Annotated in this window: 12 protein-coding genes; 6 read left to right on the top strand and 6 right to left on the bottom strand. The window is 73.0% G+C overall.

Annotated features, from left to right (window positions below; genetic code table 11):
* Positions 1-71: 71 nt before the first annotated feature.
* Positions 72-1,373: a hypothetical protein gene (locus ACQPZZ_RS13745; RefSeq protein ID WP_432932138.1), complete on the bottom strand. Its 1,302-nt coding sequence runs from the start codon at positions 1,371-1,373 to the stop codon at positions 72-74.
* A gap of 159 nt (positions 1,374-1,532) precedes the next feature.
* Between ACQPZZ_RS13745 and ACQPZZ_RS13740 the strand changes: the two genes are divergently transcribed.
* The gene (locus ACQPZZ_RS13740) at positions 1,533-2,339 is read left to right on the top strand and encodes an SAM-dependent methyltransferase (RefSeq protein ID WP_432932136.1); all 807 of its coding nucleotides are present in this window, start codon (positions 1,533-1,535) and stop codon (positions 2,337-2,339) included.
* A 42-nt stretch (positions 2,340-2,381) separates the two neighbouring features.
* On the opposite strand, the gene ACQPZZ_RS13735 is transcribed toward ACQPZZ_RS13740, so the two are convergent.
* Together ACQPZZ_RS13735 and ACQPZZ_RS13730 are read right to left on the bottom strand one after the other, a co-directional pair.
* On the bottom strand, positions 2,382-5,378 hold the full coding sequence (locus ACQPZZ_RS13735) for a bifunctional [glutamine synthetase] adenylyltransferase/[glutamine synthetase]-adenylyl-L-tyrosine phosphorylase (RefSeq protein WP_432932134.1): 2,997 nt from the start codon (positions 5,376-5,378) through the stop codon (positions 2,382-2,384).
* Between the two features lie 291 nt (positions 5,379-5,669).
* Positions 5,670-6,380, bottom strand: a complete 711-nt coding sequence (locus tag ACQPZZ_RS13730; protein ID WP_432932132.1) for a type 1 glutamine amidotransferase — start codon at positions 6,378-6,380, stop codon at positions 5,670-5,672.
* A gap of 69 nt (positions 6,381-6,449) precedes the next feature.
* Between ACQPZZ_RS13730 and ACQPZZ_RS13725 the strand changes: the two genes are divergently transcribed.
* Positions 6,450-7,307, top strand: coding sequence for an alpha/beta hydrolase (locus ACQPZZ_RS13725; RefSeq protein WP_432932130.1), 858 nt, complete (start codon positions 6,450-6,452; stop codon positions 7,305-7,307).
* Positions 7,308-7,373: 66 nt separating this feature from the next.
* Here the strand turns inward: ACQPZZ_RS13725 and ACQPZZ_RS13720 are convergent, their stop codons facing one another.
* Both ACQPZZ_RS13720 and glnA read right to left on the bottom strand, forming a co-directional pair.
* Positions 7,374-8,168 carry a hypothetical protein gene (locus tag ACQPZZ_RS13720; protein ID WP_432932128.1) on the bottom strand — a complete coding sequence of 265 codons (795 nt, stop codon included), beginning with the start codon at positions 8,166-8,168 and terminating at the stop codon, positions 7,374-7,376.
* Positions 8,169-8,328: 160 nt separating this feature from the next.
* Positions 8,329-9,690, bottom strand: a complete 1,362-nt coding sequence (glnA, locus tag ACQPZZ_RS13715) for a type I glutamate--ammonia ligase (RefSeq protein ID WP_363637216.1) — start codon at positions 9,688-9,690, stop codon at positions 8,329-8,331.
* 246 nt (positions 9,691-9,936) lie between these two features.
* On the opposite strand from glnA, the gene ACQPZZ_RS13710 reads away from it, so the two are divergent.
* Positions 9,937-12,219, top strand: coding sequence for a histidine kinase (locus tag ACQPZZ_RS13710; protein WP_432932126.1), 2,283 nt, complete (start codon positions 9,937-9,939; stop codon positions 12,217-12,219).
* On the opposite strand, the gene ACQPZZ_RS13705 is transcribed toward ACQPZZ_RS13710, so the two are convergent.
* Complete coding sequence (locus ACQPZZ_RS13705; protein ID WP_432932125.1) at positions 12,174-13,136, bottom strand: DUF5937 family protein; 963 nt, start codon at positions 13,134-13,136, stop codon at positions 12,174-12,176. The two genes, ACQPZZ_RS13710 and ACQPZZ_RS13705, sit on opposite strands and share 46 nt — an antisense overlap.
* A 73-nt stretch (positions 13,137-13,209) precedes the next feature.
* Between ACQPZZ_RS13705 and ACQPZZ_RS13700 the strand changes: the two genes are divergently transcribed.
* The 3 genes from ACQPZZ_RS13700 to ACQPZZ_RS13690 all read left to right on the top strand — a co-directional run bounded on the left by ACQPZZ_RS13700 (position 13,210) and on the right by ACQPZZ_RS13690 (position 18,134).
* Positions 13,210-14,415 (top strand): MDR family MFS transporter, encoded by a 1,206-nt coding sequence (locus ACQPZZ_RS13700; protein ID WP_432932123.1) that lies wholly within the window; start codon positions 13,210-13,212, stop codon positions 14,413-14,415.
* A gap of 71 nt (positions 14,416-14,486) precedes the next feature.
* Entirely contained in the window at positions 14,487-16,511 is a 2,025-nt protein-coding gene (locus tag ACQPZZ_RS13695) for a sensor histidine kinase (protein ID WP_432932122.1), read from the top strand.
* Between the two features lie 81 nt (positions 16,512-16,592).
* Positions 16,593-18,134, top strand: coding sequence for a BTAD domain-containing putative transcriptional regulator (locus tag ACQPZZ_RS13690; RefSeq protein WP_432932120.1), 1,542 nt, complete (start codon positions 16,593-16,595; stop codon positions 18,132-18,134).
* Positions 18,135-18,168: the final 34 nt, after the last annotated feature.

Below are 18,168 nucleotides of genomic sequence, written 5' to 3'. Positions count from 1 at the left end.
CCGTACGCACGCGGATCCGGCCGCCGCAACCGGATATCGCCGTCGCGGCCCCCGATATCCGGGCGGGCGTGTCAGGAGGGGGTGGAGCCGGAGGCCCGGGTGCGCAGGCCGCTCAGGCGGCGCAGGATGTCCCACCAGAACGGCGCGCCGAACAACAGGGCGACCAGGGTGATGAGGAATCCCGGCCAGTGGCCGGGCGATGTGACACGCCGCCACCAGTCCCCTCCGTGCCAGGCCCACGCCGGCCCGCCGGACCCGTCCATCGTGACGCTCACCGGAGCGTGCGTGAAGATCTTCACGAACGCCGGGGTGCTCAGCACGTCGGTGACGCACGCGTACGTGTCCTGGCCCGGCTCGCACTGCTCACGCAGCGGTTCCAGCGCCTCGGGGCCCGACTGGCCGAACGCGGACACCGCGCCGCGGTAGGCGTTGTCGCGCAGCAGGGTCTTGCCGTACTCCAGGGAGTCCATGCTGAACACCAGCGTCACGGCGAGCCCGAGCGCGACGAGGACCCAGCGGACGTAGCGGCGGTAGAGCAGGCTGAGCCTTTCCATCTCGCCGTCGAACCAGTCCTCGACGCCGCGGCGGAACGCCTCCAGATCGTGGCTCGCCCTGTCCCACACGGCCTTGAGCGGGCGGGAGAAGGGGCTCTTGAGCGCGTCGAGGTCCCGCATGAGCACCTCCACACCGCCGTGCTCGGTGGCGATCTCCATGACGGCGACGGCGAAGCGCGCGGGCGGGATGTCGGCGATGCTCGTCCTTCCGCGCTTGGCGTGGTCGATCTCCTGCAGCCGTTCGTGCAGCAGTTCGGCCATCGACTTGCCCTCGCCCGGCGGCAGCACCCCCTCCGCGCGGTCCGCCGGCGGGTCCGCCGTGACGACGGCGGTCTCCACCGGATCGGCCTGTGCCGCGGGGTGAGCGGGGTCCGCCGACTGCCTGGCCGTCATCGGTCCGGCGGCCATCTGCTCGGCGGCCACGGACCCGGCCGCGGCGGCGAGCGGCGGGCTCTCCACCGGCGGCGGCTGACGGCTGAAGGCGGGCCGCGGATCCCGGCCGAACGGCAGCCGCGCGAACACGCCCATCACACTGGCCGGCAGGCGCGAGCGGCCCTCCTCCGCCGCCTGCGTCAGCGGCGTCCGCGCCTTGCGCCCGAGCCTCTTGAGCGCGTCCAGGACGCGGTCGAGCCGCGAGGTCCCGTCCGCCGTCTCCGCACCGTCGAGGGTGTCACGCAGGTATGCCCACAGGAACTTGCTGCGGATTCCGAGCAGCCTGACGATGCCCTCGTTGATGCCGCTGACGAGAAGCGACAGCAACAGGAAGGCCAGGATCAGCCCGATGGCCAGATCGGCGTAATACGAGATCAAAGAGATCACCCGTACCGTTGATACAGCGTCACCCTTCGCGAGGGCAACGCTTTCCGCGACCTCCGATATCGATAGGAATTCCACGACTTCAATTCGATCAAGCGGCCTCGGCGCGCCGGGGCGAACGGATAAGATCAATTAAAACCGCCTCCCCTCTTGGAGTACGGCATGGCCGACGACGCGCCTGTGAAGCTCAACACCTCGGTGCCACATCCCGCCCGGGTGTACGACTACTGGCTGGGCGGCAAGGACAACTTCGAGGCCGACCGCAAGGTCGCCGAAGCCGTGATCACCGCCTCCCCCGGCATCGTCGAGGGCGTCCGGGACAACCGCGCGTTCCTGGGCCGTGCCGTACGGTTCCTCGCGGAGCGGGGCATCACCCAGTTCCTGGACATCGGCACCGGCATCCCGACCCAGAACAACACCCACGAGGTCGCCCAAGCCGTGAATCCCGCGGCCAGGGTCGTCTACGTCGACAACGATCCCATCGTGATGGTCCACGCCCGCGCGCTGCTGCGGAGCAGGCCGGAGGGCAGGACCGCCTACGTCGAGGCCGACCTCCGTGACCCCGACAGCGTCCTCAAGCACCCGGACACGCTGGCGACGCTCGACTTCGAGCAGCCGATCGGCCTGGTGATCGTGGGCACCCTGATGTACATCAAGGACGAGGACGACCCGTTCGGCGTCGTCAAGCGCTACACCGACGCGCTCGTGCCCGGCAGCTACCTCGCCGTCTCCCACGTAACCGGCGACTTCGCCCCCGAGAGCCTGAGGGCCTTCGCCGAGGCGTACAACGCCGGGTCCGTACCGCTCGTCCTGCGGACCGGCGCCGAGATCAGCCGGTTCTTCGAGGGCTTCGAGCTCGTGGAACCCGGCCTGGCCGCGCTCGGCGAGTGGCGTCCGGACCCGGACGACGTCCCTCTCCCGGCCGACCACGTGCACGGCGCGTACGGAGTCGTGGGCAGGAAGCTCTGACCCTCCCGGCCCGGGCCCCTGGTCAGCCCTCGGGAGAAGTGGTCAGTCCTCGTAGAAGACGCGCTCCACCACGGTCCTGGCCCGCCGGGTGGCGCGCCGGTAGTCCTCGACGAAGTCCTCGGTGCCCTCCGGCGGATAGCCGAGCGCCCGCGCCAGCAGCACGCGTTCCTTGACCGGCGTGGGAATGCTGTCGGCCGCCCGGCCGCGCACCAGCATGATGGCGTCGCGGATGCGCGAGGCGAACAGCCACGCCTGCGCGAGCACCTCCTCGTCGGCCGGATCGAGCAGGCCCTCCCCCGCCGCCGCGCGCAGCGCGTCCAGCGTGCGCGTCGTGCGCAGCGCCGGTACGGCTCCCGCGTGCCGCAACTGGATGAGCTGGGCCGCCCACTCCACGTCGCTCAGCCCGCCCCTGCCGAGCTTGGTGTGCAGGGCGGGGTCGGCGCCGCGCGGCAGCCGCTCGGCCTCCATGCGCGCCTTGAGCTTGCGGATCTCCCGTACGGCGTCGGCGGAGATGCCCTCGGCCGGATAGCGCAGCGGGCCGACGAGCGCGACGAACTCGCGGCCGAGCTCGGCGTCGCCGGCGCAGAACCGGGCCCGCAGCAACGCCTGAGCCTCCCAGTGCGAGGCCCAGCGGTCGTAGTAGGCCCGGTAGGAGGCGATCGTGCGCACGAGCGGCCCCTGCCTGCCCTCCGGCCGCAGGCCCGCGTCGATCTGCAGCGGCGGGTCGGGGGCGGGCAGCGCGAGCAGCCTGCGCGTCTCCTCGGCCACGGCGTGCGCGGCGCCGGTCGCGTCCCGCTCGGCCACCCCCGGCAGCGGCGCGTGCACGAACATCACATCGGCGTCGCTGGCGTAGGAGCTCTCCAGGCCGCCCAGCCGGCCCATGGCGATCACGGCCATCCGGGTCGGGAACGAGGCCCGCCGCTCCAGGGTGACCTTGTTGATCGCCGTGTCCAGCGCCGCCTGGATCGTGACGTCGTTCAGCGACGAGAGCGCCTGGCCGACCCCCTCGATGTCGATCAGCCCGGACAGGTCGGCGCAGGCCGTACGCAGCAGTTCCCTGCGGCGCAGCGCCCGGACGGCGGCGACGGCGGTCTCGGCGCTCTCCGCGTGACGGCCCACCGCGGCGGCGGCCTCGGCGGCGAGCGTCGCGGCCGGCCGTACGGCCAGCTCGGCGGGCGAGCCCAGCATCGCGACGGCCTCGGGGGCGTGCAGCAGCAGCCCGGTGACGTACTTGCTGGTGCCGAGCAGGTGGGCGAGGCGCTCGGCGACGGCGGTCTCGTCGCGCAACAGGCGCAGATACCACGGCGTGGTGCCGAGCTTGTCGCTCACCTGGCGGAAGCCGAGCAGGCCGGCGTCGGGGTCGGGGGCGTCGGCGAACCAGCCGAGCATGACCGGCAGCAGCGTCCGCTGGATGGCCGCCCGGCGGGAGACGCCGCTGGTGAGCGCGGCGATGTGTCGCAGCGCGCCCTCGGGGTCGGCGTATCCGAGCGCCTGCAGCCGCGCGGTGGCGGCGGCCGTGGACAGGCGGGCCTCGGTTTCGGGCAGGCGGGCGACGGCCTGCAGCAGCGGCCGGTAGAACAGCTTCTCGTGGAGCCGCCGCGCCTCCAGCGCGTGCCGCTTCCAGACGGTGGTGAACGCCCCGACGGGGTCGGTCGTCATGCCCAGCCCCCGGCCGAGCCGCCGCAGGTCGGCGGTGTCCGACGGCACCACGTGGGTCCGGCGCAGCCGGTGCAGCTGAAGCATGTGCTCGACCTGGCGCAGGAAGGTGTAGGCCTCTGCGAGCGCCTTGGCGTCGTCGCGCCCGACGTAGCCGCCCCTGGAGAGGGCGGCGAGGGCCGAGAGCGTGGCCCGGCGGCGCAGCAGCGGGTCGGAGCGGCCGTGCACGAGCTGGAGGAGCTGGACGGCGAACTCGATGTCCCGCAGCCCGCCCGGCCCGAGCTTGATCTGCCGGTCGGCCTCGCCCGCGGCCACGTGCGCCTCCACCCGGCGGCGCATCGCCTGCACGTCCTCCACGAAGTTGGGCCGGGCGGCGGCCTGCCAGACCAGTTCGTTGACCGCCGCGACGTACTCCTGGCCGAGCTCCAGGTCGCCGGCTACCGGGCGCGCCTTGAGCAGCGCCTGGAACTCCCAGGTCTTGGCCCACCGCCGGTAATAGGTCAGGTGGCTCTCCAGGCTGCGCACGAGCGGGCCCATCTTGCCCTCGGGGCGCAGGTTGGCGTCCACCTCCCACAGCGCACCCTCCGGGGTGCTCGCCGAACAGGCCCTCATCATGCCCTGTGCGAGGCGCGTGGCGGTCTGCAGCGCCTTGGTCTCGTCCGCGCCTTCCCTGGGCTCGGCCACGAACACGACGTCGACGTCGGAGATGTAGTTCAGCTCGCGGGCGCCGCACTTGCCCATGCCGATGACGGCCAGCCGTACGTCGCCCGCGTCGGCCACCTCGGCCCTGGCGATCGCGAGGGCGGCCTCCAGCGCGGCCGAGGCGAGATCGGCCAGCGCGGCGGCGACCTCGGCCAGGGTGCACTCGCCGGTCACGTCGCGCGTGGCCAGGTGCAGCAGACGGGTTCGATAGGCGACGCGCAGCGCCTCCAGTGCCGGGCCCGACGTGCCCGGCCCGGCGGTGACCCCTTCGGCCACGGGCTCGGCCGTGCCGGGGTCCGCCCCGACCGCGAGGAGCATCTCCTCACGCAGCTCGGCGACGGTGGGCCACCGCGTCCACTGGATCGACGGCAGGCACTCCGGGTGCCGTACGACGTGCTCGCCGAGCGCCGCACTGAGCCCGAACACGCCGAGCAGCCGGCGGCGCAGGTCAGGGTCGGCGCGGAACGCCCCGAGCACGCTCGGGTCCCGCTCGACCACGCGGCTCAGCGTGGTGAGCGCCAGATCCGGGTCGGCGGCCCTCACGAGGTCGTCGAGCAGCGCGAAGTCGCCGACCGCCTCCGGGCCGAGCTCGTCGAGCAGCCGTTCGGCCCGCGCACCGTCGGCGAATCCGAGCGCCGCCAGGCGCCCTGCCGTCGTCTGTATCCGAGGCGCGGCGTTCACCGATCCTTCCTCCACTCCGACGTCGATCACGTCGGCCCCCCCGAGACGAACCTTCCCAGTAACCGTACACATGGGACGGAAGCCTCCTCGCAGAGATCGGCTCATCCGGCGGGCCGATCCTCATGGACACCCGCACCACGGGCGCCCCCACCTTGGATGTCGCGGCTCGGCACGTGACCGGGCTCAGCGCACACGCTAATCCTGTGCGCCGCGCGCGTCCTTAGCGGTTTCTCTGCGTAATCGGCTCATCACGCGTTTTCCCCGCGCGCCCTCCCGTCATGTCGGTCGATGTCAGCCCACGTCAGCGCGGGCGAGCTGAGCCGCGAACGCCTCGGCCAGCGGCTTCCAGGTGCGCTCAAGCTCGTCGCCGGCCGCCTCGACCTGCGCGTTCAGCTCCTCGGCCCGCTCGGGCGGCAGCTCACCGCCGCCGGTCCAGGAGGCGAAGATCGCCGCGGTGGCCTCGGGGTGGAACTGCACGGCCCAGGCCCGGTCGCCGAGCCGGTACGCCTGGTTGGCGTACCTCGCGCCGGTGGCCAGCCGTACGGCGCCCGCGGGCAGGGTGGTCATGGCGTCGTGGTGATACTGGACCGCCCGGACCGGGCCGGGCGGCAGCGCCGACAGCAGCGGGTCGGCGGCGGCCTCGGGCAGCGGCTCGATCTCCCCCAGGCCGATCTCCAGGCCCGCGTCGCCGCGCTCGACGGTGCCGCCGCAGGCCATCGTCATGAGCTGGGCGCCGAGGCAGATGCCGAGCGTCGGCACGCCCTCGTCCACGGCGCGGGCGATCAGGTCCCTGGTGGCCGGCAGCCAGCCGTACCCCTCGTCGTCCCAGGCCGCCGCGGAGCCGCCGAGGACCAGCAGCCCGAGGGCGGCACGCTCGGGCACCGGCTCCCCCTTGTACGGCCGGACGACGTCGACCTCGACTCCGGCGGCCTCCAGCCATCCGGCGAAAAAGCCCAGGCCGGCGTCGGCTTCGTGCTCGATGACGATCAGACGTTCACGCATATTGGAGAGCTTAAAGACACGTATCGGGACAGGCGATATCCGAGAGGGCCGTATCGTACAGTCCGAACCATGAACATCGATGAGGTCGCCGTCCCCGGCGGACGGCTGCGGATCGCCCGGTTCGGTGACGGTCCCCGCCTGATCATCGCGGCGCACGGCATCACCGCCTCCCTCATGGCGTGGGGGGCGGTGGCCGAGGCGCTGTCCCCCGGCTGGTCGCTGATCGCCGTGGACCTGCGCGGGCGCGGCCACAGCGCCGATCTGCCCGGCCCGTACGGCCTGGACCGGCACGCCGAGGACCTGGAACGAGTGGCCGGGCACGTCGGCGCGGACGGCACGAGCGTGCTCACCGGGCACTCGATGGGCGCCTACGTCGCGGCCCTGCACGGCGCGCGGCGCCGCTACGCCCGGGTGGTGCTCGTGGACGGCGGACTGCCGCTGCCGCTGCCGCCCGGCGCCGACCCCGACGAGGTGCTGGAGGCGACGCTCGGCCCGGCCATCGTCAGGCTCTCCCAGACCTACCCGAGCGTGGACGCCTACCTCGACTTCTTCCGCGCCCATCCCGCGCTCGCCGACGACTGGTCGCCGCTCGTCGAGGAGTACGTCCGCTACGACGCCACCGGACCGGACGGCGCCGTCCGCTCACGCGCCCGAGAGGACGCCGTACGGCAGGACGGCCGCTGGCTGCTCACCGAGCACGAGGCGATCATGACGGCGCTCACGGCGATCGAGCCGGCGCCGCTCCTGCTCCGGGCGCCGCGAGGGCTGCTGAACCAGGACGTCGGGATGCTCCCGGACGACCTCACCGCGCGGTGGGCGGCGGACCTGCCCGGCCTGCGCGACGAGGTCGTGCCGGACTGCAACCATTACACGATCCTGTTCGACCCCCGCTGCGCCGCAGTCGTGGCCGCCCGCCTCACCGGGTGAGCGCTCCTGAGGCCGCAGACCGCGCCGCCGGACACCGCGTCCGCGCGACGCGGGCCGGCCTCCGCGTCACTGGCGGGGCAGGATCCAGGTCGCCTTGGCGGCGGCGACGAGCGTGCCGTCCACCTCGTAGACCGCGCTCGTGCCGAACAGCTTGCGTCCGTCACGACCCTCCGCCCGCGCCACGACCGAATAACGGCCCATCGGGTAGACCCGGCGGAACACCTGCCCGGTCAGCCGCCCCAGCAGCGGGGGCTGAATGGGCCGCCGATCCGGGAAGCTGCGGTGGTGCGCCCACCCCGTGGCGCAGTCCAGCGCCGCCCAGACGATCGAGTCGGGGACCACGCCCTGCTCGTCGGTCACGTTGAACGGCACCCGCCAGCCGGCGGCCACGAGCTCGGTGCCGTCCGCGGAGTTCTCCACGTGGTCCTGCACGGGGTCCTTCACCGGGTCCTTCACGGGGCCGGGGAAGATCCGCAGCCCGTCGCCCGGCTCACGCAGGCCGCAGGCGAAGCAGCCCGCGATGGCGTGGCCGTTCCTGCCGGGGAAGCCCGCCTCCGCGCGGGCCGCGTCGGTGAACCGCACGAACGGCGGAGGCGTCAGTGTCTCCGCGACGGGGATCGCCTCGACGAGATGGCCCTCGCCCTGGTTGAGGACGACGGCGTTGCCGACGTGTTCGACCAGCAGGGCGGTCTCCAGCGGGACCGGTTTGCGAAGGGTGACCTCCACCGGCGAGTCGTGACCGCCTCCGGTCAACGTCCCTGCGAGGGTGCCCGAGATCCACCCGCCGTTGGCGGTGCCCTCGGGTCCCCGGAAACGCTTCGGTACGGTCAGAACGGTCTGCAGCCCCGCAGCCGCCGTCATATGGCCCACGCCCTCCCTGAGTCACGTCTTGGCACGGCTCGCCCGTAGAAGTCGTAACAAGTGAGCCGATAGTACTGTTCCGGTATAGGGATCAGCCAAACAGACGAGAGTGTCAGGAAGATTTGCAACCTGTAACGCCGCGGTGACGGAGTGACCCCGATCAGAGCACGGGCAGGTAGCGGCCGAGCTCATACTCGGTCACCTGGCGGCGGTAATCCTGCCACTCGGCGCGCTTGTTGCGCAGGAAGAAGTCGAAGACGTGCTCGCCCAGCGTCTCGGCGACCAGTTCGCTGTGCTCCATCGCCGCGATCGCCTCGTCCAGCGACTGGGGCAGCGGCTGGATGCCGAGCGCCCGCCGCTCGGCGCTGGTCAGCGCCCACACGTCGTCCTCGGCTCCCGGCGGCATCTCGTACCCCTCCTCGATGCCCTTGAGCCCCGCGGCCAGGATGACGGCGAAGGCGAGGTAGGGGTTGCAGGAGGAGTCGACCGACCGGAACTCGATGCGGGTCGAGCCGCCCTTGTGCGGCTTGTACATCGGCACGCGCACGAGCGCGGAGCGGTTGTTGTGCCCCCAGCAGATGTACGCGGGGGCCTCCCCACCGGCCCCGGCGATCGCCTCGGCGCCGCCCCATAGCCGCTTGTAGGAGTTGACCCACTGGTTGCACACGGCGGTGATCTCCGCGGCGTGCCGGAGCAGGCCGCCGATGAACGACCGGCCGATCTTGGACAGCTGGTAGTCGGCGCCCGGCTCGTAGAAGGCGTTGCGGTCGCCCTCGAACAGCGACATGTGCGTGTGCATGCCGGACCCGGGGTAGTCGGTGAACGGCTTGGGCATGAACGAGGCCCACACGCCCTGCTCGAGCGCCACCTCCTTCATGACCAGCCGGAACGTCGTGATGTTGTCGGCCGTGGTCAGCGCGTCGGCGTAGCGCAGGTCGATCTCCTGCTGACCCGGCGCGCCCTCGTGGTGGCTGTACTCCACCGAGATGCCCATCGACTCCAGCATCATGATCGCGTTGCGGCGGAAGTCGTGCCCCGCGCTGTGCGGCGTGTGGTCGAAGTAGCCGCCGTCGTCGATCGGCTGGGGCCTGTCGCCCTTCTCCGGCCGGTTGCGCAGCAGGAAGAACTCAACCTCGGGGTGGGTGTAGAACGTGAAGCCCATGTCGGCCGCCTTGGCCAGCGTCCGCTTGAGCACGAAGCGCGGGTCGGCGTGCGACGGGGAGCCGTCCGGCATCAGGATGTCGCAGAACATGCGGGCGGCGCCCGGCGACTCGCTGCGCCACGGCAGGATCTGGAACGTCGACGGGTCGGGCTTGGCCAGCATGTCCGACTCGTAGACCCGCGAGAAGCCCTCGATGGCCGAGCCGTCGAAGCCGATGCCCTCGGCGAAAGCGCCCTCCAGTTCGGCCGGCGCTATCGCCACCGACTTCAGGAAGCCGAGCACGTCGGTGAACCACAGCCGGATGAACCGGATGTCTCGCTCTTCGAGCGTGCGGAGGACGAATTCCTGCTGGCGGTCCAAGGCGTACCTCACGGAGTCACAGGTCTGGTCGGCTACCAGTCTGCCTCCTGAGTGTTTCACAAGGGTTACGAGGGGGTGTGAGCCGATGGTCCTGCGGATCACCACGGATGCGGGACGGCGACGGCGCCCGGACAGACGGGTGGAAACAGTGACGCAGATCACAGCGAACAAAACTCCCGGACGGGGCGTCGTTGCTGTTGATCCGGCGTTGATCGGGTGTCGACCCGCACGCCTTACGGTCCCGGCATGCCCGTGCACAACCCGAAGGAGCCCCCGTCCGTGGCACCACCGCTGCTCGACACCGCGGAATCCCGGCCCGGCCCCTCGGATGAGCCGGCGCCCGCGGCTCCCGGCACCGTGACCGGCCCGCGGGACCGCCCTTCCGGCACGTCCGGCGCGCCCGGCCCGGCGCCGGGGGCGGACATCGAGGACGGCGTCGCGGATCCGGCGCGACCGGCCGGGCGGCTCCGGCGGCTGCGGGGGCTCGACTGGCCGGGCCGGGTGCGCGTGCTCGGGCCGGCCGTCGCGGTGGCGATCGCGGGAGTGGCGGTCTGCCTGGAGCTGGCCGACATCTGGGTGACCGCCCAGTTGCCGGACGCCCCCTACACGCCGCTGCCGTTCGCGCCCGAGGACGTGGCGGGCACCACGTTCCCGATCTTCGGCGCGCTGCTGGTGATCTCGCGCCCCCGGCTGCTGCTCGGCTGGCTGCTGTGCCTGGGCGGCCTCGGCTCGGCCGCCAACATCCTCACCGCCAACACGGCGACGCTGCTCGTCCACAACGGCGGGCATCCGCTGGTCCACCCGCTCTGGGTGTTCGCCGACGGCGTGTGGAACCTCACGACGTACGCGCTCGGGGTGCTGCTGCCGCTGCTGTATCCCACCGGGCGCATTCTCTCGAAGCGGTGGTGCGTGCCCGGGGGCGTGACCGCCACGGCGCTCGCCCTCGACTGGCTGTGCTCACTGATCGCCCCGTCGAGCGTCCGCACCGGGCACAACGCGCTGGAGGTGGCGGCCTTCACGCCGTACTACCAGGAAACCCGGCAGGTGCTGCACACGGTCGTCGCGGTGGGCATGGCGCTGGCGTTCTCCTCGCTCGTCGTCCGCTTCACCCGGGCCGACGGGATCGAGCGCCGCCAGATCCTGTGGCCGCTGGTGGCCTTCGCCGGTCTGGTCGTCCCCTGGGTGATCGGCTACCCGGTCTGGTGGCTGGCCTCACTCACCCTCCCCCTGGTGCCGGCCGCGATCGCGGTCGCCGTGCTGCGCTACCGGTTGTACGGCATCGACACGCTGATCAGCAGGACGCTCGTCGGTGCGGGCCTGGTCGGCGTCGTGGCCGCCGTCTACGTGCTCGCCGGGGCGGGCTCCAGCCTGATCCTGTCCGGCGTCGACCGGTTCGCCGGCCTGGGCGCGGCCCTGTTCGCCGGGGCGTTCTTCCATCCCATCCGCGCAGGCCTGCAGCGCCTCGTGGACCGCGCGCTGTACGGCACGGGCGGTGATCCGCTCGCGCTCGCCGCCGGGCTGCGGCGGCGGCTGCAGCACGCCGACCCCGCGCACGCCCTGATGGCCGCCCTGGAGGTGCTGCGCGAGGGCCTGTCGGTCACGGGCATCGCGGTGGAGATCGACGGGACCGTCACGACGAGCGGACGACCCGATCCCGTGGCGCGGGAGATGCCCCTGGTCTGGCACGGCGAGCCGGTCGGGCGCCTGCTCATCGGCCCGCCGGGCGGGCGCCGCTTCCCCGCCGCCCACGACGAGCGTGTGATCGCGGTGCTCGCGCCGTACGTCGCCGACGCCGCCCACACGGTGTCGCTCACCACCGCGCTGCAGCGCTCGCGCGAGCGCATCCTGACGGCCAGGGAGGAGGAGCGGCGGCGGCTGCGCCGTGACCTGCACGACGGGCTCGGGCAGACGCTGGCCTCGATGGCGATGGCGATCAACATGGCGCGCCACACCCTGGAGCGGTCCCCCGAGACGGCCGACGCCCTGCTGCGGGACCTGCGCGAGGGCATGAACAGCGTCACCTCCGACGTCCGCCAGCTCGTGTACGGCCTGCGTCCTCCCGCGCTCGACGATCTCGGGCTGGCGGACGCCGTACGGGCCCTGGCCGAGGAGGCGCGCCCCGGCCTGGCCGCGGGCGAGGAGTCGGTGGCCGAGGTCGAGGTGGCCGGGGACATGTCCGGGCTGCCCGCCGCCGTGGAGGTGGCGGCCTACCGGATCGTGCAGGAGGCGCTGACCAACGTGCGCAAGCACGCGCGGGCCCGGCGCGTGCGGGTGATCCTGCACAGGAACGGCGAGCTGCGGGTGACCGTGGCCGACGACGGCGTGGGGCTCCCGCCGGGCCGCAGATCGGGCGTGGGGATGAGCTCGATGGCCGAGCGGGCGGCCGAGCTGGGCGGCACCTGCGCCGTCACCTCCGGACCCGGCCGCGGTACGACCGTCACGGCCCGGCTGCCCGCCGTGCCCGCCCCGCCCGGCCTCGCCGATCAGCAGACGGTGGCGAGCGACTCGCCGACGGGTGTCCGCCGGTAGAGCACCTCGCGGCCGAGCCGCCGCCGCGCCACCAGGCCCGCGCCGGACAGCACGGCGAGGTGCTGGCTGACCGCGCCCGGCGTGAGGCCGAGCCGCCGGGCGAGCCCGGTGGTCGAGCCGGGCTCGGCCAGCGCGGTGAGCACCTGAGCCCGGGTGCGGCCGATGAGCGCGGCCAGCGCCTCGGGGGTGCAGGGCGTGCCGTCCGACCACAGCGTCCCGACGCCCCGCGCCGGGTAGCACAGCATCGGCGGGTACGGCTCGTACATCACCCAGACGTCCGGCCAGGAAAAGGCGCTCGGCACGAGGACGAGGCCGTCCCCGCCGAGGTCGCCGTCATAGTCGCAGTTCTTGGCCGTGACGAGCCGGTCGCCGCGCCAGGCGACGCCCGGGTGCAGGTCGGCGAACAGCTCGCGCACTCCCCCGGCCGCCAGTGTGCGGGCGCGCCACATGACGTCGGCCTCCAGTAGCGCGCGGATCCCGGGCCAGAACTCCTCGAACGCGACCGTCCAGTACTCCCGCAACTGGCCGGCCACCCGCCGCACGCCCTCCGCCGGGTCGTCGGCGAACCGCCGCAGCGCCGCGGGATCGGGCGTCTGCACCCAGACCATCTGCTCGTACGCCGTGGCGGGCGGCGTGGCGCGCACCCGCTCCAGCTCGGCGGCGAAGTCCGGCAGCGGGGTGTCGGGCGGCGGGGTGAGGAAGTCGGGTACGTAGCCGTTCACCGGAACGAGCGCGAACAGATCCCTGAGATCCACCGCACGAAGGCGGGGCCGTGCGGCCCGCAGCCACGGCAGGTGCAGCGAGTGGCGGCCGGGGGCGCGCAGCACCCGGAGGCTGGCGACCAGCTCCCACATCGGGGAGAACGCGAAGCGCAGCCGCGCCACGTCGTCGGGCGTGAACCGCCACTCCACCGCCACGACCACTCCCCAATCTTTTAGCCGAGCCTAAAAGATTGGCACGGCGAGTCCCGATTGTCCAAGGGTGGACGCCGTGACCACAGTGATCAGCAAACCGGGCTTCATCCAGTCGAAGGTCGGCGGCCTGCCCCGGCCGTTCTGGGTGCTGTTCGGCGGAACGTTCGTCAACCGGCTCGGCACGATGGTGGAGCCGTTCATCGGCATCTACCTCACCCAGGCGCGCGGCGTCTCCCTCGCCACCACCGGGCTGGTCATGACGATGTTCGGCGTGGGGTCCCTGCTGTCGCAGCCGGTCGCCGGGTGGCTGGCCGACCGCCTCGGGCGCCGGATCACGCTGACGGGCGGCATGGTCGCCACGGCCGTCACCATGGTCGCGCTCGGCTACACCACCAGCGTGCCGGGGCTCGTCGCGGGCATGTTCGTGCTGGGCATCGTGGTGGACGCCTACCGCCCGGCCTCGCAGGCGATCGTCGCCGACCTGGTGCCGCCGGAGGACCGGCCGCGGGCGTTCGGGCTGCTGTTCTGGGCCATCAACCTCGGCTTCTCCGTCGCCATGGTGGCGGGCGGGTGGCTCGCCCACTCGGGCTTCACCGTGCTGTTCTGGGTGGACGCCGTGACCTGCCTGATCTTCGGCCTTCTCGTGTGGCGGGCGATCCCGGAGACCCGCCCGGCCCGCGAGGACGCGCTGCCCGGCCGGTTCGCCGACGTGCTGCGCGACCGGCTCATGCTGGTCTTCGTGCTGGGCAACCTGGCGTACTCGCTGGTCTACCTGCAGGGCTACACCACGCTGCCGCTCGCCATGACCGGCCAGGGGCTGCCCGCGAGCGCGTACGGCATGGCGATGGCGGTCAACGGCCTGCTGATCGTGGTCGTCCAGCCGCTCACCAACGCGTGGCTGGCCCGGTTCGATTCGTCCAAGGTCCTCGCGTCCGGGTTCGCGCTCGTCGGCGTCGGATTCGCGGTGACCTCACTGGCGTCGTCGGCGGCCGGGCACGCGGCGGCCGTGGCCGTCTGGACGCTCGGCGAGGTGCTCACGGCCGGGATCCCGGGGGCGATCGTCGCGACGCTCGCGCCGCCCCACCTGCGCGGGCGCTACTCGGGCCTGTACGGCCTGTCCTGGTCGGCCGGAACCCTGCTCGCGCCCCTGGTGGGCACCCGGCTGCTGGCCGACGCCCCCGGGCTGGTGTGGCCCCTGTTCGGCGGCCTCGGCCTGCTCGCGGCGGCGGGCCAGCTCCTCATCGGCCGCGCCGTCCGCCGCCGCGCCGCCCGGACGGCGTAGGCCCGCAGAGACGTACGCGCTTGCCGTTTCCTGGTCAGAGCGGAACCGGACAGGACATAATCCATCACAGGATGGACGAGAACCCCCCAGCCTTTCCCGCGCGGGCGGTGGCCTGGGTGACGGCGGCCGTGGCACTGGTCCTGACCCTGCTGGGGGTGCTGGTCCAGGTCCGGATCCCCGCGCAATGGCAGCCGCACCCCCCGTTGACGCCGGATTTCGGCGTCGCGCTCACGTTCCCGGTCACGGGAGCGTTCCTGGTCTCCCAGCGGCCCCGGCTCAGCCTGGCGTGGCTGATGTGCGGGGGCGGCCTGCTGGCCTCGGCCAACGTCGCCTTCACCGCGCTCTCCTTCTACTGGGCCTCTTCGGGCGAGATGGGGGCGGCCAACGCGGGCCGGGCGATCGCCGTCGTGTCCTGGGCCGTGGCGGGCCTGATGCTGGCGATCCTGCTGCCGCTCTGCTCGCCCACCGGCCGGCTCCCCTCCCGCCGCTGGCGCTGGGTGGTCGTGCTGGCCGTCGCCGCCAGCGTCGCCGAGGCCGCCCTGGGCGTGCTGAGGCCCGACCCCGACCCCGCCGCGTACGCCTGGCCCGAGGTCATCCACAACCCGCTGGAAGTCAGGGCCCTCGTGCCCGTCTACGCGACCGCGTTGACGGTTCTCGCTCACGCGATCCAGGTCTGCGTCGTCGCCGCGCTCGCCTCGCTCGTGCTGCGCCTGCGGCGTGCCGACCCGGTGACGCGGCGGCAGATCGCCTGGCCGCTCACCGCCTTCGCCGGATATGTCGTGTGGTTCCTGATGGGCGAGTCGATGTGGCTTCCCGCGACGCTGTGGACGGCGCTCATCCCGTTCACGATCCTCTTCGCGGTGCTGCGTTACCGGCTGTACGGCATCGACACGGTGATCAGCCGGACGTTCGTCACCGCCGGGCTGCTGGGCATGGTCGGCGCCGTCTACTTCGGGGTCGGAGGGGTCTCCAGCCTGGTCGTCTCCGGATATCACCAGGTGGCCGGGCTCGCGGCGGCGCTGTTCGCCGGCGGGTTCTTCCAGCCGCTGCGCCGCGCCCTGCAACGCGTGGTCGACCGCGCGCTGTACGGCCGGGTGGGCGACCCCGCGCTGCTCGCCGAGCGGCTGACGCAGGAGGTGCGGCGGGCCGACCCCGCCGACGCGCTGGCCTCGGTGGTGACGGTCGTGCGTGAGGGCCTGGCCGTGGACGGGGTCGCCGTCGAGATCGCCGACGGCAGGCCGCGGTACGTCGAGAGCGGCCAGATCGGGCCGTCACCCCGCGAGGTGCCGCTGGTCTGGCACGGCGAGCCGGTGGGCCGGCTGCTCGTGGGCCCGCCGGGGGCCCGGCGGTTCGCCGCCGCCCACGACGAGCGGGTGCTCGCCACGCTCCTCCCCTACGTGGCCGACGTCGCCCACGCCGTGCGGATGGCCGCCGACCTCCAGCGCTCGCGCGAACGCATCCTCGCCGCCCGTGAGGAGGAGCGCAGGCGGCTGCGCCGCGACCTGCACGACGGGCTCGGCCAGACGCTCGGGGCGATGGCGATGACGATCAACATCGCGCGTCACAGCCTGGAGCGGTCCCCGGAGACGGCCGACAACCTGCTGCGCGACCTGCGGGTCGGCATGGACGCGGTGGCCGGCGACATCCGCGAGCTCGTGTACGGCCTGCGGCCCCCGGCCCTCGACGACCTGGGGCTGGCGGGTGCCGTACGAGCGCTGGCGGAGGAGACCCTGCCCGCGGGCACGGACGGCGTCGAGGACGTCTCGGTGCGGGTGGACGGCGACCTGGCCGGGCTGCCCGCCGCCGTCGAGGTCGCGGTGTACCGCATCGTGCAGGAGGCGCTCAACAACGTACGCCGCCACGCGCGGGCCACGCGCGCCGAGGTCCGCGTCACGCGTTCCCCGGCCGGGGACGGCGGCGGCGAACTGCGGGTGACGGTCGCCGACGACGGCATCGGCCCGCCCGCCCGGCTCCGTGCGGGGGTGGGCATGTCCTCGATGCGCGAGCGCGCGGCGGAGCTGGGCGGAAGCTGCGTGGTCACCGCCCCGGAGACCGGCGGCACGGTCGTCGAGGCCCGGTTCCCGCTCACCGCCTGAGCCCGCGCCGTCCGGCTCGTGACCCAACCGAGAGGCTGCAGGAACGCTCTGGGGAGTCACTGGCTCTACGCTTACCGTGCGATGGTGACTTTTCGTGCTCTTGGGCCGTTTGAGGCGATTGCCGATGGTGAGACGCTCGACCTGGGCGGCCAGCGGCAACAGGCCGTGCTCGCCCGGTTGCTCGTGGCCGGAGGGCGTGCCGTACCGGTGAGCGTGCTGATCGACGAGCTGTGGCCCGGCGAGCCGCCCGCCCAGGCGCTGTCCACCGTCCAGGGATACGTCTCCCGGCTGCGGCGGGCGCTCGAACCCGCCCGCGCGCCGCGCGAGGAGGCCTGCGTCCTGGTGTCCGCTCCCCCCGGCTACGCGCTGCGGGCGGACGTGGAGGACGTGGACTCCTGGCACTTCGAGCACCTGGTCAAGAGCGACCACGACGGCCCGGCCGCGACCCTGCAGCGGATGGAGACGGCCCTCTCCCTGTGGCGCGGGCCCGCCCTCGCCGAGTTCCAGGAGCTGGTCTGGGCGCACAGCGAGGCCACACGGCTGGACGAGTTGCGCCTGCTGGCCGTGGAGCGCCGCGCGGACGCCGCGCTGCGGCTGGGCCGCACCGGCCCGATGATCCCCGATCTGGAGGCGCACGCCTCGGCGCACCCGCTGCGGGAGGAGGCCTGGCGCCTGCTCGCGTTCGCGCTCTACCGCGCCGGCCGGCAGGGTGACGCGCTCGGCGCGCTGCGGCGGGCCCGGGAGGCGCTGCGCGACGAACTCGGGCTCGACCTCGGCCCCACCCTGCAGCGTCTGGAGCAGGACATCCTCGTCCAGGCGAAGCATCTGGACGCTCCCGACCCGGCCGCGGCCGGATCGGCCTCCGCTGCCGCGCCGAACGCGCGGAACGCACCGGCTGCGCCGAGCGGGCCGAACGGGCCGTCCGCGTGGGGAGAGGCGTCGGCGCCGGAAGGGGCGGCGACCGCCGCGGCGGCCCTGCGCGTGCTCATCGCCGACGATCAGGCGCTGGTGCGCACCGGTCTCAAGGTGATCCTGGACAGCGAGCCGGGGCTCGACCTCGTCGGAGAGGCGGAGAACGGCGAGCAGGCGATCGCGCTCGTCCAGTCGGCACGGCCCGACGTGGTGCTCATGGATATCCAGATGCCGCGATTGGACGGCCTGGCGGCGGCCCGGAGGATCCTCACGGCCGAGGCGCCGCCGAAGGTGATCATGATGACCACCTTCGGCACCGACGAGAACCTCTACGCCGCGCTGCGGGCAGGCGTGAGCGGCTTCGTGCTGAAGACCTCCGCCCCCGAGCAGCTCATCGCGGCCATCCGGGCCGCGGTCGAAGGCGACGCGCTGATCGACCCGGCGGTCACCACGCACCTCATCGCGGCCTTCGCCGGGCGGCGCGATCCGGCGGCGCCGGAGGGCCTGTCCGACTCCGACATCGACCTGATCAAACTCGTCGCCCGGGGTTTCACCAACCGGCAGATCGCGATGACGCTCGCCGTGCCGGAGCGGGAGATCGCCGACGAGGTCACGGCCCTGCTGCACGACCTCGGCCTGGTCGACCGTGCCCAGCTCGTGGTTCTGGCGTACGAAAGAGGGCTGGTCAGCCCGGGATCGCCCGGCACCTGACCCTTATCGTCGCTTTGACGACAAATAATCGGAC

It is taken from the genome of Microbispora sp. CA-135349 (genome assembly GCF_050947365.1).
Classification (GTDB): Bacteria; Actinomycetota; Actinomycetes; order Streptosporangiales; family Streptosporangiaceae; genus Microbispora.
This window is presented reverse-complemented; position numbering and strand designations above follow the sequence as displayed.

Coding starts and splice junctions, on each gene's coding strand:
- ACQPZZ_RS13740 (WP_432932136.1), top strand. CDS start 1,533: ATGGCCGACGACGCGCCTGTGAAGCTCAACACCTCGGTGCCACATCCC.
- ACQPZZ_RS13730 (WP_432932132.1), bottom strand. CDS start 6,380: ATGCGTGAACGTCTGATCGTCATCGAGCACGAAGCCGACGCCGGCCTG.
- ACQPZZ_RS13725 (WP_432932130.1), top strand. CDS start 6,450: ATGAACATCGATGAGGTCGCCGTCCCCGGCGGACGGCTGCGGATCGCC.
- ACQPZZ_RS13720 (WP_432932128.1), bottom strand. CDS start 8,168: ATGACGGCGGCTGCGGGGCTGCAGACCGTTCTGACCGTACCGAAGCGT.
- ACQPZZ_RS13710 (WP_432932126.1), top strand. CDS start 9,937: ATGCCCGTGCACAACCCGAAGGAGCCCCCGTCCGTGGCACCACCGCTG.
- ACQPZZ_RS13695 (WP_432932122.1), top strand. CDS start 14,487: ATGGACGAGAACCCCCCAGCCTTTCCCGCGCGGGCGGTGGCCTGGGTG.
- ACQPZZ_RS13690 (WP_432932120.1), top strand. CDS start 16,593: ATGGTGACTTTTCGTGCTCTTGGGCCGTTTGAGGCGATTGCCGATGGT.